General features: G+C 37.4%; 15 protein-coding genes. 4 read left to right on the plus strand and 11 right to left on the minus strand.

Features of this window, described 5'->3' with window-relative positions; genetic code table 11:
- Positions 1 to 49: 49 nt before the first annotated feature.
- Complete coding sequence (locus TW85_RS19875; protein ID WP_046018897.1) at positions 50 to 529, minus strand: DUF1203 domain-containing protein; 480 nt, start codon at positions 527 to 529, stop codon at positions 50 to 52.
- A 322-nt stretch (positions 530 to 851) separates the two neighbouring features.
- Between TW85_RS19875 and TW85_RS19880 the strand changes: the two genes are divergently transcribed.
- Positions 852 to 2,648: an FG-GAP repeat protein gene (locus tag TW85_RS19880; protein WP_052702324.1), complete on the plus strand. Its 1,797-nt coding sequence runs from the start codon at positions 852 to 854 to the stop codon at positions 2,646 to 2,648.
- 264 nt (positions 2,649 to 2,912) lie between these two features.
- On the opposite strand, the gene TW85_RS19885 is transcribed toward TW85_RS19880, so the two are convergent.
- Positions 2,913 to 3,671: a hypothetical protein gene (locus tag TW85_RS19885; RefSeq protein ID WP_046018898.1), complete on the minus strand. Its 759-nt coding sequence runs from the start codon at positions 3,669 to 3,671 to the stop codon at positions 2,913 to 2,915.
- A 34-nt stretch (positions 3,672 to 3,705) separates the two neighbouring features.
- Positions 3,706 to 4,542 carry a glycosyl transferase family 90 gene (locus TW85_RS19890; protein WP_202904891.1) on the minus strand — a complete coding sequence of 279 codons (837 nt, stop codon included), beginning with the start codon at positions 4,540 to 4,542 and terminating at the stop codon, positions 3,706 to 3,708.
- A gap of 712 nt (positions 4,543 to 5,254) precedes the next feature.
- Between TW85_RS19890 and dctP the strand changes: the two genes are divergently transcribed.
- Positions 5,255 to 6,373, plus strand: a complete 1,119-nt coding sequence (dctP, locus tag TW85_RS19895) for a TRAP transporter substrate-binding protein DctP (protein ID WP_046018899.1) — start codon at positions 5,255 to 5,257, stop codon at positions 6,371 to 6,373.
- A 303-nt stretch (positions 6,374 to 6,676) separates the two neighbouring features.
- Here dctP and TW85_RS19900 read toward each other — a convergent pair whose 3' ends face one another.
- From TW85_RS19900 to TW85_RS26525, 6 genes are all read right to left on the minus strand, one after another.
- Entirely contained in the window at positions 6,677 to 8,263 is a 1,587-nt protein-coding gene (locus tag TW85_RS19900) for a leucine-rich repeat domain-containing protein (RefSeq protein ID WP_046018900.1), read from the minus strand.
- 341 nt (positions 8,264 to 8,604) lie between these two features.
- Positions 8,605 to 9,003, minus strand: coding sequence for a hypothetical protein (locus tag TW85_RS19905; RefSeq protein ID WP_046018901.1), 399 nt, complete (start codon positions 9,001 to 9,003; stop codon positions 8,605 to 8,607).
- 350 nt (positions 9,004 to 9,353) lie between these two features.
- Positions 9,354 to 9,716 (minus strand): hypothetical protein, encoded by a 363-nt coding sequence (locus TW85_RS19910; protein WP_046018902.1) that lies wholly within the window; start codon positions 9,714 to 9,716, stop codon positions 9,354 to 9,356.
- A 154-nt stretch (positions 9,717 to 9,870) separates the two neighbouring features.
- Complete coding sequence (locus TW85_RS25665) at positions 9,871 to 10,554, minus strand: antA/AntB antirepressor family protein (protein ID WP_052702325.1); 684 nt, start codon at positions 10,552 to 10,554, stop codon at positions 9,871 to 9,873.
- A 281-nt stretch (positions 10,555 to 10,835) separates the two neighbouring features.
- The gene (locus TW85_RS19920) at positions 10,836 to 12,680 is read right to left on the minus strand and encodes an NACHT domain-containing protein (RefSeq protein WP_046018903.1); all 1,845 of its coding nucleotides are present in this window, start codon (positions 12,678 to 12,680) and stop codon (positions 10,836 to 10,838) included.
- Between the two features lie 1,082 nt (positions 12,681 to 13,762).
- Complete coding sequence (locus TW85_RS26525) at positions 13,763 to 14,314, minus strand: hypothetical protein (protein ID WP_238326268.1); 552 nt, start codon at positions 14,312 to 14,314, stop codon at positions 13,763 to 13,765.
- 175 nt (positions 14,315 to 14,489) lie between these two features.
- On the opposite strand from TW85_RS26525, the gene TW85_RS26530 reads away from it, so the two are divergent.
- Complete coding sequence (locus TW85_RS26530) at positions 14,490 to 14,633, plus strand: hypothetical protein (RefSeq protein WP_238326269.1); 144 nt, start codon at positions 14,490 to 14,492, stop codon at positions 14,631 to 14,633.
- Positions 14,634 to 14,766: 133 nt separating this feature from the next.
- On the opposite strand, the gene TW85_RS19935 is transcribed toward TW85_RS26530, so the two are convergent.
- Positions 14,767 to 14,991, minus strand: coding sequence for a tail protein X (locus tag TW85_RS19935; protein ID WP_046018905.1), 225 nt, complete (start codon positions 14,989 to 14,991; stop codon positions 14,767 to 14,769).
- On the minus strand, positions 14,975 to 15,367 hold the full coding sequence (locus tag TW85_RS19940; RefSeq protein WP_046018906.1) for a phage tail protein: 393 nt from the start codon (positions 15,365 to 15,367) through the stop codon (positions 14,975 to 14,977). The genes TW85_RS19935 and TW85_RS19940 overlap by 17 nt, the downstream gene beginning before the upstream one ends.
- A 227-nt stretch (positions 15,368 to 15,594) precedes the next feature.
- Between TW85_RS19940 and TW85_RS19945 the strand changes: the two genes are divergently transcribed.
- On the plus strand, positions 15,595 to 16,352 hold a 758-nt coding region (locus TW85_RS19945), incomplete at its 3' end, for a hypothetical protein (RefSeq protein WP_202904892.1).

Below are 16,352 nucleotides of genomic sequence, written 5' to 3' on the forward strand. Positions count from 1 at the left end.
TAAGGGTAATTAAATACCTAACTCTAACTCAAAAAAACCGACTCCCCTTTTAACGACAAAGCTCTGCCCTAAGACTAAAGCATCCAAAAGCCGCATATCTCGCAATGACAAAAGCCACTCGCTCATGTGAAAGATAATCAACCAGATCGGCCTCCGCTTCTTCTAAGTAAGCTAACTTGGCATCTAGTATTCGTTCATCTTTAGAGTAGGCTTTTAGAACAAATGGGCCAGAAAAATAACCTACTTTATCATCATTCAAATTTGATAAGGTCAGATCTCCAGTGGCTTCATTACTCGCATTCGCTAGTACAAATATTGGCCCATATTCCTTATAAGGACCCGATACATTAAAAGGACAATAACTTGCTAAGATTAACTTCTCTCCAGCTTTAGCACGCCTAAATACATCTCGACATGGCTCGCCACCAGAAGCCGTTATTATCTCAACAGCTTGGTTTTGATCATCCAGCCCTTCAACCCTAACTTTATCTAAAAACTCAGGCTTAATTGGTATTATTTGATACTTCATCTTTAACCACTCATCGTTGTTACTATCATTCAAACAAATAAGTGATCATTAAAAACTGAGTCTTTAAGGCAAAACATCCAGATATTGTTTTTGTATTTTAGAAGCAAAATTTGACTTTATTTGACCACATAAAACTATAAATTTTGAATCTTTTGATATAAACAGAAAAGATATAGGGGCTTATTTGTCATTATTTTTATTGATAGCAATTTAATTTATTAATAATCTCTTTTGCCAATTGAGAGTGAGTAATGAACGACAGCATTTTTGCCTCACTCTCTCCTAAATTGATTGTTAATTTTTTAAAGGATGTTTTTCAAGGATGAGAAAAGCCATATTCATTGCTATGACTTTTATACTAACTGCTTGTGGAGGCAGCTCAGAAACAAATAATAATGTTTCAGGATCGAGCTTCACTTTAGGCTTCTCTTCCATTAAAAGTTTTGACTTTAGCTGGCAAGCTCAAAGTGGAGCAACTCACTACAAGCTATTAGAAAATAAAGACTCTAACTCTGGCTTTATCCAAGTAGGTACTGACATTTCAAGTAATACACTAAGCTATAGCCACTTAGTACCACTCTATTCAAGAATAAATGCCCAATATATTTTACAAAGTTGTAACGCAAGTGAGTGTATTGATTCTGACACACTATCGGTTAATAACGCCTTAACTGACAGCATTGGTTATGTAAAAGCAAGTAATACTGATAACGACGACAATTTTGGCAAAAGCCTATCTCTATCAGGTGATGGGTCGACATTAGCTGTTGGGGCTTATGCAGAAAATAGTAGCAGCACAGATATAAATGGAGACCAGACAGATAATACGGCAAACAACGCTGGAGCCGTCTATATCTTTGATAAAAGTTCATCTGGCGATTGGACTCAACACGCTTATTTAAAAGCCAGTAATGCTGAAGCAGGAGATTTTTTTGGTTTTAGCGTAAGCCTAACAAGTGACGGTAATACACTCGCTGTTGGCGCCGTTTTAGAAGATAGCAGTTCAACAGGCATAAATGGCGACCAAATAAATAATGCTGCTATAGATTCAGGTGCCGTCTATCTTTACTCACGAGATAATAACAACGTATGGAGCCAACAAGCTTATATAAAAGCCAGTAATACAGACAGCGAAGACTATTTTGGTGAGAACCTTAAACTGTCTTCTGATGGAAGTACGTTAACTGTTAGTGCCTCTTCCGAAGACAGCAGTTCAACAGGTATTAATAACATACAGACCGATAATACAAGCTCTGATTCTGGTGCTGTTTTTGTCTTTACACGTGGCTCAAATGATATCTGGAGTCAGCAAGCTTACATAAAATCAAGCAATACTGGATCAGGTGATTTATTTGGGAGCAGTGTGTCACTATCTAGCGATGGGAACTTACTAGCTGTTGGCGCTTTAGACGAAGACAGTGGCTCAACAGGCATTAATGGTGACCAAATGGATAATTCTACAGATGGATCAGGTGCCGTTTATATTTTCTCAAGAGATACTAATGCTTTATGGACACAACAAGCATATTTAAAAGCAAGCTTTAAAGATAAGATCAACCTTTTTGGAGATCATTTAGCACTTTCAGCAGACGCTAGTACACTCGCGGTTAGCTCACCTTATGAAGATAGTGATTCAATAGGCGTTAATGGCGACCAAACGAATAAAAATGCACTTTACTCTGGTGCTGTCTATATTTTCACAAAGGACATGAGTAATAACTGGGAACAAGAAGCCTATATAAAAGCCAGTAACACCCAAACAGACGATCAATTTGGTTATCACCTAGACATTTCTTCAGATGGAAATATTTTAGCTGTTTCGGCTATCAGTGAAAGCGGCAATACAGAAGGGTTAAATGGAGATCAAAATGATAACTCTCAGAACAAGTCTGGTGCGGTTTATACCTTTGTGCGAAATGGCACTGTTTGGAGTCAACAAGCTTATTTAAAAGCAAGCAATACAGATAAAGGTGACAAGTTTGGAGAAGCTGTCTCTCTAGCAGCAGATGGATCAATTTTAGCTGTCGGAGCCTATTTAGAAGACAGCAATGCGATAGGCATTAATGGAGAAAAAACGAACAATAATGCCAGTGCGTCTGGTGCAGTATACTTATACTAAAGAAAAATTTATTCCCTAAATTAATGAGGGTAAGCTCACTCTAAAAACTTTCTTGCTTATATTATTTATATAACCTTTATTAGGACTAACTTACCAGAGCAAGAAAATTAGGAAGGAGCTTATCAATAGAATAGCGATTAAATTGCGACCCCAGCCATAAATCTAGAGGCTTATCCACACACTGAGGTGGGACGACTTGTTCGCAGCGTCCTTAGTCCTATGTCAATAAAAATGTGATAGAGCCTAAAAATTAAAGGAAACCTGTTACACCCAACCTAAAATTCTATTTTTAATCTTAGCTCTAAAACTTGCTCTCACCTTATTGATAAGAGGCATGACGTAAAACAAAACAAATTCATTCACTAAAAAGTGTTTAGTACTTTTTCTCAAAGACAAGTCACTTTCAAACCGGCCAGTCTTAGAGCCTTGCCAAACTAAAGGCTTAACAGACCAGAAGATATTTAGTTCGACTTGCTCCCAACAGGCAGTCACAAATGCGTCAGCAGGATAATTAAAGGCTTCTTGTCGAGCCAAATAACCTTCTATCACACCACAGAGTTTTTTCGCCGCTAAAGGGCTCACCAAATAACCCGCCGCCCTTTTTGTGCCTTTCATTTTCACTAAGGTTTTATTTAAATACCAAATCGGCACATCATAGCTGCAATATTCAATATTAATGTAATAATTATCTTCTCCATCCAATGCGTTTAATAAAGTTTTACAATCACGCACAATCGAAGATTTAAAAGCTGCATCATCCTCAAGCACTAAACCATGAGTATCGCTATTCGAGATTCTTTTCAGCGCATCATAATGCTTCCAAAAGCAAGATTTCTCCGCTTTATTCCGAGATAAATGCAAATTATTAAATGGGGTATAACAACCATGATTAAAGTCTTTTGCAGGAAATGAATCGACCCAACTTAAATTATATTCATCTTCGATTTCACAGAGCTGCCTTTGAATATTAAGCATTCGGTTTTCATACTTATCAAGGCGTTCATGGATACAATAAATATTCATAAAATTAAAACCTAATATCAATTTTGACTCAGCACTAAAGCTGGCCAGATAATTCGAAATAGCGCTGTAAAAGTAAAATAGAAATAGCGTCTTCCACTTTAGGGTTTTGAAACTGCGCTATAAATTGATGGGCATTTTTTATGATCATTTCAGCCTGCTCAGGATGAGCAAGGTAGTAATCCATTTTTTCATCAAGATCTGAATAGTCTTCTTTAAGCTCCACATAATGCACGCCAGAAACTAACGTACCTTCCATAAACCAGGTTTCAAATTTTGGCTTAACCATGAAGCAAAGAGAGTTAGAGGACATGCTCCATTTCAAGCTAGTCGCAACATCATTGCCCTCTATAGATAGAATGAACTTATATTGCAGCTGTTCATCAATTGTTAATTTTTCTTTCTGCCAAACCACATCCTCGGCTGGTTTATTAGTTTGCCCAATCTCGCATCTAGGATGATCATGAAACGCCTTCATAAACTCTCTACGATGCTCTTGATAAGCGGCACCGCGCCAAACTAGCATGTCTTTTTTCTGGCGAAATGAGTAGGGATCATCAACAAACTGGAAATGCCTATGCTTATCTAGATTCATCAAAATGGCATGCTTATTATCCCCTTCAATAGGCCTAGCTTTAACGATATAAGGATAATCTTCTAAATACGTCTCATCGCCAAACCTATGATTAAACTTCAGATCACTCGAAAAATAATAAAGGTACTGCTTTAGGTCGTAATAATAAGCGCTCGGCTTTTCTTTTTTGAAATCACCAATCAACTTAGCATTATCAGGAGTAATAAAAGGTGTATTTTGTTTTAGATAATAACGAATACGCCTTTCAACCTTTTGAGTATTAGCATCACTTATTGTCATTAAACGCTTCTTTCTTTTTTTAAAGAAGTAGCAAGGCATGGATAGCCTTATAAAAGCCCCAGTATAAAACATCAGTTTAGATGTTTTATTATAAGAAGATGAAAAAACCATAAGCACCCAGAGAATAAATTTTATTGAAGCAGAGTTCATTTCAAAACCACCTGGATAACTTAACATACTGATTTTAAATAATTTTATTAAAAAAATGTAATCTAAAAGGAAAAGAGAATACTTAACTAAGCAATAAACAATGAACTAGATAAGGTACAACCCTTTGAAAAATAAAGACTTTACAAATTATCTCTATCAATGTCGAACATTAACTTTTTTTAATATTAAGGTAAGATTAAAATTTTTTAATCTTTATAAAGCTAAAAATTAAGAATTAGCTTTATAATATTCAACTCGTTTATATTCATATTATTTTCAACAAAAAAATAAGCTATTAATGGATAGTTAATACTTTATATAAACAGATAGTAAGTAACTTATATAAAAAGATAAAAACTAATTAGAAGTAATTAGGACGATTAGCTATAACGGTTCACACTCGTGACTTTCTGAAAGTCTCTGATACGGGTACAAAAAACCACACCTAAAGATGCGTAAACAATCTCAATTAGGAAGTTCTATTCTAAAGTAATAAAGCAAACCTATTTAGCTTGTCTATACTAAGCTCTAGACAAGCATATATTCACCTGACGGGAGACTAATGGATAAAACTAGACGCCTTTGGATTTCAAGGCTTATAAAAGGCAGTGGATGCGCAGCATTATGTACAAACCATCCTTTGCTGACAGCCATTGAGTCGAGCTCTGAAGCTGATATTGCAATTCGAAGCTCCGCTGAATACATAATGACTTACGCTTCCCCCTACGCAACTGATGCCTACAAATACTGCCCTCATATGCACCTTGAATTTAAAAAGAATATTGAAGAGATGTCTTCTGGCAGAATCTACGTTGATATCAAAGACAAAGGCATTTTAGGAACAGGTCATGAGCTAATGGCGAAAGTGGCAAGAGGTGCTATCTCAGCAGGATTAGTCTCGGTTTCAAACTTAACACCCGCAGCCCCCGAGCTCGATATTCTTAATATTCCATTTTGGTCCGCTAAAGACCAAGCTTACTTAAACCTTATTACTTCAAATACTTGGAAAGAGCTCATTATTAATAGAGTAAAATCTCAAGGGAAGTTAGATGTTTTATTTCATTACTTACCGGGTTCAAGAACGGCCAGCTCAACGATGAAATACGGTAAAATCATCAGACGGCCCGACGAAGTTAAAGGCACCATCTTTCGTATACCTAATAGCAAGGCACTCAAAACCTTTTATGAACTAGCTGGCGCATCACCTGTTGATGTTGACTGGGTGAGCGTTGCTGCCATGGCCAAACATGGCCGGATTCAAGCATTAGACCCCAGTGTGATTGGCCTACATAATGGCCCTCGTGGTTTACGCCATCAAGTTGGGAACATCTCACAAATTCAAAGTGTATATGACGGTTGGATAGCAGTAGTAAGCCAACAATGGTTTAACCGCTTACCTTTAGAATTAAAACTAGTGCTCAAGGATGCTTCTGAAAAAACCTTTAGAGAACATTTAAGCAGCATCAGTCAAATAAGAGCAAATTGTACAAATAGCTTCGAAGACTTAGGTGCTAGCATTTATATACCCACCCATGAAGAAAGAGAAGAATGGATTAGACGCTGTGGACCGAATAACGAAACATGGACCGCAATCAAAAGAAATATATTAGGAGACGATAAAACCTTCCAAAAACTCATCGATGCCACAAAAACCAATAACGGCTATAGCATTACTTCTTGAAACAATTTAGAAGGTTATTCATACAGTTAAACGGTAAGATTATGCAGATTCGAACAGCCGACCTCATCCATGTTAAAGTCAGTTCAGAGCTAGAATAAAGTCATGAATCAAAAGTTTTTTCGAGAATTTCATTTTAATTTTTATAGAAATATTTCCACTTACAAATCAAGCACTTAAGCACATATAGCAAAACCCAATTCCGAATTTTTATTCTAGTTTGCATTAGTATTTGAGTAAATCAAAAATACCTTGCACTGACGGCTTTATATTAAGGAGAAGCCATCAGTGAAACAACAAAAGAGACTAAGAGCAGCTCGTAGTGTCCTTTATCACTAAAGTAGGGGTTTGGCCCATAAGCTCATTAATTTGATAGCAAGTTATTTTATTAAGACCGCTAAGATCCAGCGTCTTCAACTTTTGTAATGAATATAAAGGGCTAATATCCTCAACTTCATTGTCGCTCAAATCTAACTCTTCTAAATCAGATAACTTAGCTAATGATGAGATATCCTCGATTTGGTTGTATTTCAAATTCAATTTAGTAAGGCCTACAAGCGATTCTAAAGCACTAATATCTTTAAGGTTGTTAGTGGAAATTTTTAAGTTTTTTAAACCCGCCATTCCTTTTAGATCATCAATGTTATCCAATTTCATCGTATCTAAAAAAAGTGTCTCAAGTGACATTTTTGAAATATCAGACAAAGGTATATCAGAGCCATACAACTCAAGTTTAGTCACAGTATTAAGGCTTTTTAGTTCCTGACTACTAAAATTTGAATCAACATAATAAAGCTGCAAGCTTTCTAAATTGTTCAAATTAGCAAGGCTTGAAATATCTGTTACATCAGTGCCATTAAGAGCTAAATCAGTTATATTTTCTAAGCGGCTAATACGCTGAATATCAGTATTCTTAGTATAGTAAAGCGTTAATTTAGTTAAGTGTTTAAGGCTCTCTAAAACATCATAGCCAGCAAAATCCAACTGATCATTTCTACTGTGTCCACCAAGCCAAACTTCTTCTAGATTTGTTAAACTCGTCAAAGGGCTAAAATCAGTAATCATATTACCGTCAAGCATGATGGCTTCTAAATTTGGGTACAAAGTTACCCACTTTAAATCGCTTAAACTTGTATTAATTAAATCAAGTGTCTTTAAAGCTGAAAAAGGAGAGTCAAAGTTTGATACTAATGCAAGATTATTTACCTCACGGTCCCTTATCCCAAGAAACTCTAACGAAGGTAATTGGCTTAAAATGTACAGATCATGGTCTGTAAGAGGGTCACCATAATCATCACTAAAAGTACGAAGCTCAAGAAATTGCTCTATCCCTACTAAAGTATCTAAAGCTCTAAAGCCACAATCCAAAGTAGTCACCTCAGACATATATACCCAGCCCTCACTTCGAAGGTACCCATCTAAACATTGCTGCAAACCGATGCCTTTCATTCTGCCTAAGTCAGAAATTCTAGGGTTAGGCAGCAAGGTAAAAATCACCTCTTCACTCGTAACAACTTTATTGTTATGAATAACGTCTAACGCAAAACTCAGATTAATTTCATAATTAGAATTTGGCAGAGTTATAGTGGTAGAAGTCTCATTCTTACCAGACTTAAAGCTTGCTTGAGGAGCGATCTTTCCAGTTTGCTTCCATTCATATGAAAACTGATTACTTTTAATGTTTCCAACAACTGCATTTAAGTTCAAATCTAAATTTGAATAAACAGGTAATACGCTATCTATCTTTACAGTTGGAATATCATCTAGAGGCAAATCCGTTGAACCGCCAGAAGATGTGCTATCTGTCGCACTGCTGCTTGAACTATCATTTTCTGAAGAACAGGCACTCAAAATACCAAAAACAATACAATACTGAACTAAACGTAAAAACATCCATGTCACCTATAACCAACGCAATAATGCGTACAAAAAACAAGGTGAGATTTTATTTTTTAAGGTGAATTCGATCTATTAGAGTTGGTATTAGATTTTTTAGTATTTAGTAACACTCAAACCTTATAAAGCACACTGCACTTCAATAGTAACGAGGATTACTTGCAAGCATAGTATGGTAATCGATTAATCAACAGTAATTAATCAATACTTGTCTAAGTTAGAGAGCGCTTTGATGCTTGTAACAATAAAGAGTATTTGGGTACTTACCCAGTCTGGGCTTTGACTTTCCTTTAGATATGGCGATTTGATCTTACTTCCTTTTAGAGAAGCTCTAGCAGCTAAGACTCAAATAAAGGAGCAATAACTGGTGCAGTGATATAAAAAACAGTCATTGCTAATAGTACATGTACGAAAACTAAAGTACTCCAATTCGAGACTAATCCAAGAATTGAAATTATCGAATTAAACCAAGCTTTCGAAGTGAATTGAACAATTAAAGGGTTAGTTGGTACCCATGCCTTTCTAGCAAAATGCCTTGCAGAGGTAATGCCTGCTAATGAGATCAAAAAGAAAGCTATCACAAAAGGCCCTAATGTATCTGAAGTCTCTTCATTAACAAAAGCTAAAGACACCATCATTGCAAATATTACAACAAACCAAAGCGGCCAAAGTATAAAGCCTGAAACAGACTCAAAATAAGAAAACCTTTTAGCTAATAGCCGAGGTATGAATTCCATATAATTTCCTTGATAGAACTAGTTCTAATTTTTATCAGATTGATCTTAAACACCTTTAAGATAAAAGCCCACTGGTTTAGTGGGCTTTGTGGGAGCTAATCACAGAAGTTTCTGCTGGTGTAGGTTTTGATGGTTTCTATTTGGTCGTTTACCCAGTCTGGGCTTTGGAGCCTGGCGATTTGGTTTTGGTACATTCGGACGGCGCGTACCATGTTTACCTGTCTGAATTAGAAAGCCGATGGCGGGGATGACTAAGGTGTCTTGATTGAACTCCAAGCTTCTGACCATGCTGTTTAGTGTTCTACTTGGGCATGAAAATGAGAAACTATCACTGGACTCCTTTGCTTGAGTTATAAATACATATCCCAATCATTACCGTGCTCAACACAAAAATACATATCAACGAGTGAGTTTTCTTTACATCCAGCTTGAATGCATTCTCGATTAGACTCACCCCCATAATATTCAATAAAAAGCAGTTTACGATAGACAACCGCTTTAAAATCAGCAAAGTCATTTACTGAATTTACTTTAACAATTAGTGGCCCACGAGACATTCTTTCAACAACATATAACTGCTTGCATTGAATACAAGTAAAAAGCTCATAATCAATATTTTTATCTAATAGAGATAGTGGCTTAAGAATTTCATAAAGCTCTTCATCAGGGTGCGGCTCAAAGTAGTCTGAATATTGCTTACAAGAACATGCCATATTGAATTATTTACACCTATTTAAAAAATTAATGATGGATAGCCATCTTCCTTGGCGTTTGTTAGCCTCTGATTTTACAGCTTTTATTGAAGAAGCCCACAGCCTATACCTAATCAGCGTACAGAATATGTGGACTCTTCTTTGAGTTATTCACCTAATCACAGAAGTTTCTGCTGGTGTAGGTTTTGATTGTTTCTATTTGGTCGTTTACCCAGTCTGGGCTTTGGAGCCTAGCGATTTGGTTCTGGTACATTCGGACGGCGCGTACCATGTTGATCATCTCGATGGCTGGGATGACTAAGGTGTCTTGTTTGAACTCCAAGCTTCTCACCATGCCGTTTAGCATTCGGTACTTGGCCTGCTCTTCTAGGGTGACCATGCTGGTTTGTAGTGCTTGGCTATGTTGGGCGGGGTCGATCGCTGGGTGCTGTGTGGTTTGGTTTCCTAACTCTGGAGATTGCGAGTTGGTGGCTTTGAGTTGGCGTTCGCAGTTTATAAAATAGCGACGGGCTTCGCGGCCTTTTTCGTTGCGTTCTACCATGGCGAGTTCTTTCGCCATATCGAGGGTGATGAAGTAGTTTAGAGAACGTCTATCACCACCCTGATTTTTGATTCGCCCGTTTTGGCGAATCAAAATAAAGTCTTCATTTTCAACAAATTGATACTGTTTGATTCGATTCTTAATCCAATTTGAAAAGTCGCGACCAACTTCTAAAAAGGTATGTAAATCACGTGCGTTAACGGTATCGCAAGTTTGTTCGTTGATGATATTAGAATGTAGCGAAAGGATTTCGGTTGAGTTCAAGTGTTCTACTTGTATTTCGGATTGCATAGCCATCTGTGGCCTCCTTTGTATATGGCTTCCTGCCACAAAAAGGTACTAATCTGAAGGTGGCAGGTTGAACGGGTTAGTACTGCCGCTACAAAGAAACGGTGGGCACAGGGCCCCCCGAACAACCCACCATAAATGGTGTTGCTCACGCACAAAAAAAGCCGTAATGCATAAAACAGACGACTTGTGCGCCTTTGTATAAACGGGGTACTAATCCCGGCACTGGATTTTGCCAGTGCATTTAAATGGTAGACCTAAGAGGGTTTGGGTGTCAATGAAAGAATTATTTAGTCACATAACAGTAGCTCAGACAACTCAACCTCTTTACTTTCATATTTTTTATTTAACTTCAAAAGAATATAATCCATAAAATAATATTTAGCACAAATCCTTTTTAGAGAGCCATATGTAGAAAGGCACTCTTTTAAATCATCACTTATCAAGCCTAGATTATTTAGTTTTAAATCTATGCTTTTTTCTTTTGTTTTCTTTATTTCCCTTATTATTTTATTCTCTAATTCTATATTTTTTTCTTTTGACAAATCTTTATCAACACCATTTTTCAATCTTATAAAACTAGAGTATTCAGAACCATAAATTGAGTGAACAAACCTAATAAACAAATATTCACTTTGCATACTACCTCTTAGAGAAAAACTAAGATTAACAGAATCATCATCCATTAAAAAAACAGAAGAAATCATTTTTGATATAACATTGAAATCAGATGAAGTTTCATTTTTATCACTCTCAACTTTATCTTTTGATTTTATTATTTTTGGAATAATCCACTCTTGTTCTATTAACTCTGAGTTCATATCAAATGCTAAGTGCATAACTGAATCGAAAAAATTTAATCCAGAAATCCTCTCAAACACATCAAATTTATTTTTTTTCGACATATTTATTAAATAAAGTGCAGTAAAGTACTCTTGAAATGATCTATGAGTAAAAGTATAACCTAGACCATCTTTTTGCATAATACATACACTATTTAACAAGTCTTCTAAAAATTTATTTCTACATGTATCAACACTGCTTAATTTTATCGCATCGTCTAAAAACTTAAGTATCTCCTCTTCTTCAAAATAATATAATTTTTTTGAATAACTAAGTATACAAAAACTCGAAAGAAGTCTTTTAAAGTCATCTAGTGGTAAACCTGAAAAAGATTTTCTTTTATATAAACTTTTAAGTGAATCATGCTTGTTGAACAATGTTAGAAATGCTTGTTCGTAAAATAAGTGAATTTTATTAGGTATCTCTGCTATTTGCTCATAAGTTAATAGCATCATAGTTAGTAATAGTGGGTTTTGGGCAAAACTTTTGTGTTTTTCATAAAGTTCTTCATCCAAAGAAGTTAAAAATGAATTTTTAACTTTCCTATCATAGTCTAGTTTATGAATTAAATTTTTTGCTTTTTCTTTATCCAATGGTAAAACTTTATATTTATAAAACTCATCCCAAGAATCAAAGCGGCTATCTGGCCTACTCGATAGTATCATCATTATATTATGATAACTATTTGACAATGAAACAATTTCTTTTTCAAAGTCACTCCTATATTCACCATTAAGTTCATCAAAACCATCCAGTATTAGTAAAACTTTACCAAGCCTTATTGCATACTCCAATTGAGACTTAGAAAAACTAGGATCTATTAAAATCATAGTCTCAATTATATAATCTATTAAATTGATATTTTTCCTATTATTCAAATGTCTTAATTCAATAAATATCGGAAATATTCCGTTTGGACTCTCAATTAAGTCTACAAATAAACTTTTACAAAAAGTAGATTTTCCAGTTCCAGCAGCACCAGAAACAATTAATTTTTTATTTTTTTCAATTTTCTTTAAAAAATCAGCCTCATCTACTTCAACATCATTAACAGATAAATTAGTTCTAATATAAAAATCTTTAAGATTTACAGGCGCTCCTCGATATAAAACAGTTTTAGTTTTTGAATATTTCACATAATTACGTTCGAGGTATTTTGAAAAGCAAAAACCGATATTTACTTTCAATTTTTCATAAATATCTTTAGTTGCTAGTTTAGCGCCATCAAAAACGGGCTTTGAAAACAGCTTAACGACTTCGGCAAAAATTTTATTTGGATCGACTTCTTTCACTCTATATTCTCCGAATATAAACCTAAATTTAAAACATCTACTAAGAAGAAAATAGAAAAAAGCCTCTCTCCTTGGCAGCACGAGGATGTCTCTCTAAAAGACCACTATCCTTGTGTGTGCATATAAGCTCATGATCTTACGCCACTTTCTCCACATTTCAAATATGGTAAACTGACAATTGTTTATTATTTCATCACACTAGCCCTCACCAACACTCACTTTCTAAACTAGATAAGCCTGCTTGTTCCCGCTGGCGATGACGGACTCTATTCGCCATTCTCTTTTAGGAAAGCCAGCTAAAATCGCAGGGAAGCTCCCGTCTAATATCAGCTGAGCGCCAACGACTAGCGCTTAAGTATCAGGTATGTTTCTTGGAACACTCTCGATTAGACTCTCTGTTAGATATGTGTGAACTTAGACCCTTGCTTACGCTGTGTTTTTAAGAACTCGTCTTTGGCCGCTTTCATGGCGGTGGCTTGGGTTAAATAGGCTTGCCGCAGCGTCTTAAAGGGCGCACTGCCTGTTCTGATGGTGTGCTCCTCCCCTGTTTCGCTGTCGGTCCAATTGGCTATCTTTTTGAACTAAAGAGTAAAACAGTCACATCAGTATTATATATAATGTTACAAAGGCAAGAGCAGAAAAAGTACATATATAAACAACGCCTAACTTAAATACAAGATCACCCAGTTCGATGTGAGAAGTATCATTTGTTAACCGATATTTTCTTTTGTGTATGTATAAAAAAAACACCATATTATCTGTTGATGACAAAATAGTGCTCTCTGGCGTTGTCTCAACATATAGATCATTAAACTTGCTCTTAACATCCTTTCTAAATTTGTTCACTTTTATTGTGTAATAAATAAAAACGCTCGAAGAAGCAGTAAAACATAAGATCCATGCTAACCCTAAAAAGTCTTCCAATGTTTGTACTTCAAACATTACTAGTCCCTATTAAATTTATATATGATATCAACAAAGTACTTATCACTACATAAATATACTAACCACCTTTATGGTTACTAATCCAGAGTAAGCAGTTACCCTTTAAGAAAACGAAGCTTTAATCTTCTCTTAAATCTTTATAAAAAACGCGCCCTCACCAACACTCTGTAGCCTTGCTTATTCCCGCTGGCGGTGACGGACTCTATTCGCCACGCTCCGCCTAAAATCGCAGGGAAGCTCCCGTCTAATATCAGCTGAGCCCCAACAACCAGCGCCTGAGAATCAGGTATGTTGCCTGGCACCTCTAGGGTGAGCTTAGACCCTTGCTTACGCTGTGTTTTTAAAAGCTCGTCTTTGGCCGCTTTCATGGCAGTGCCTTGGTTCAAATGGGCTTGCCGCAGCTTTTTAAAAGGCGCACTGCCTGTGCTGATGGTGTGCTCCTCCCCTGTTTCGCTGTCGGTCCAATTGGCTTTGATTCCATTTACCGAAGATCGACTTGATTGCTCTAGTTGGCAGTTGATAAAGCCGCTGTCGCTGGGTGTGTTCTTGCTCGGCATGGATAAAGTGACTGTGGGTAGGCGCTGGCCTGATAGGGTTTTCTCTCGCCCTTTTGGGGCCAAGACGTATAAGTCGTTAACCGGCTTTGCGATGGCGTCTCGCTCTCTGGCGAGCCTTGTCAGAAAGGCCACATCTGTTTGGTCTAGGTGCTCAATGAGTTCGCTTTCATATTCGGGGGCGACTCTGGGGCTAAAACCGTGGGCGGTGACAACTTGTCGAAAGAGATCGGCAAGGGTGATGTTCTCAAAGGTTTTGGTTTGTCGTTCTTTAAAGCGGGTGTTGTCTTCGACTTGAAAGGGGGCGGCGGTGGCGACGATTGTCATGGTGGGCGGGAAGAGTACGGGGGTGATTCAGGTGATTTTAAATGCCCCTCTGTCTATTAGGGTGTCGTCTACGCCTTCGTGCCAGTTGAGTATGGCGCCTTCTTTGGGTAGTCCGTCTTGGTCTTGAGTGTCGATAACGAGGGTGATTTGATCGGTTTGTATGCCTGGTGCATCGGTTCGTTTCCATGAGATGAGGCGTTAGTTGATGATGTTAGCAAGCTGCTTTGATTCGCTAGTGACTTGAACAATTGGTTTGTAGCCTAATCCCATAGGTTTACCACGCTGTCTGTTTGGGTTTGTTCTTGAGCCTGCAGGGAGAGTGCTGGCAAGGTGATGAGTAAGCCTGCGGGTAAGATGGGGCCGTATTGTATGAGGTGTGGGTTTAGGTTGTAGAGCGCTCGCTCGGCTTCGTCGTCTGTGCGCTTTAAGCCCATCCAGAGGATAAGGCTGATGCTGTCGCCTTCTCGGCTACGTAATGTTTTCACCTGCGTATTCCTCTAGCTCTAGGGTGAATGACAAGGTGATGGGGGTGCCATCGTCTATGATGCGGTCTTGTTTTTCGTTTAGGCGCTTTATCGTCCAGAGGCCAAGATTGTTGCCGTAACCATCTACGAGTACGAGTGGCTCTCGCTGGTTTTGCAGTGCGCGCAGGCTGGCAAGGTTATCCAGCCCTTCGGCTTTAAACCATGTACCTGTGAGGCTGATATTCTCAAGGCTTTGGCCTGTGTTTTGGCTGATGGTTTTTTGGCCGTATCGGGTGATGGTACGCCAACCGCCATCGCTGATACGTTGTAGGCCTGTATAGGGTGTGCCTTGGCCGAGTGAGAACACAAAGCCACCGAGGGACATCATTTGTTTCATTGGGGTCTCTTTTGTAGGTTTTGGAGTATAAAAGCGCATAGATATGCAATTTATTGATGGTGTAATAAGGGTGTAATAAAAAATCTTGATGCGGTTTTAGTTTTTGTATATTGTCACTTACTAAATAAGTTAGTAATGGATCACTACTCTTTTCCCCGACCATTCCTCTCTTAGTAAGTACATCAATACATTCAGTAAAAGTTATAAATAAAGGACGTTTTTCAAGGATGAGAATATTTGTTTTAGCTTTATTGGCTTTGGTTTTGACAGCTTGTGGTGGCGGTGGATCGTCAGATTCTGGTTCAAGTTCCTCAAGTAGCTTCACTGTTACTGCTATCGACGGCTATTTATCCAGTGCAGAAGTTTATGTTGACAGAAATGGTGATGGCGTTGCAGGTAGCGATGAACTGATTGGCAGTACTGATATTAATGGCCAAATCGTTCTTGATAATGTAAATAAGGCATACCCTATTATTATTCGAGCTGTCGCTGGTATTACCCGAGATAGTGATTATAGTGATGCAATTGCAGAAAACTATGAAATGGTCTCTTCTGCAGGTAAAACGGTTGTTACCCCGTTTACTACTCTTTCATACCTTTATGATATTCCCATGGATGAGGTGTTAAAAAAATTAGATCCTGACGGAAGCTTAGGACTAGATGTTGAAACAATATCTGGTGACTATGCATCAATAAACACAAATAAAGGGGTTGTATCGCAAGCTTTAGCGAGAAGTATGGCTAAAGCACTGAAAGATGAAATTTCAAACAACAAGGACAGTGGTTCACAAACTACTAATACCCTTGACTCTTACGTAAATTCAATTGTAACTACACTAGCCACCCAAGTGGCAGCTGCAGCAAATATTGCTGATGATTTAAATGAAACCGTCATCACGATTGTGACGAATAGTGAAGGTGCGGTAATACCTACAACTACTTTCACAACTGCACTAGATGCTGCGTCTTCTGGTTCAGGTTCTTC

The sequence above is a fragment of the Marinomonas sp. S3726 genome (assembly GCF_000967665.1).
Taxonomy (GTDB): domain Bacteria; phylum Pseudomonadota; class Gammaproteobacteria; order Pseudomonadales; family Marinomonadaceae; genus Marinomonas.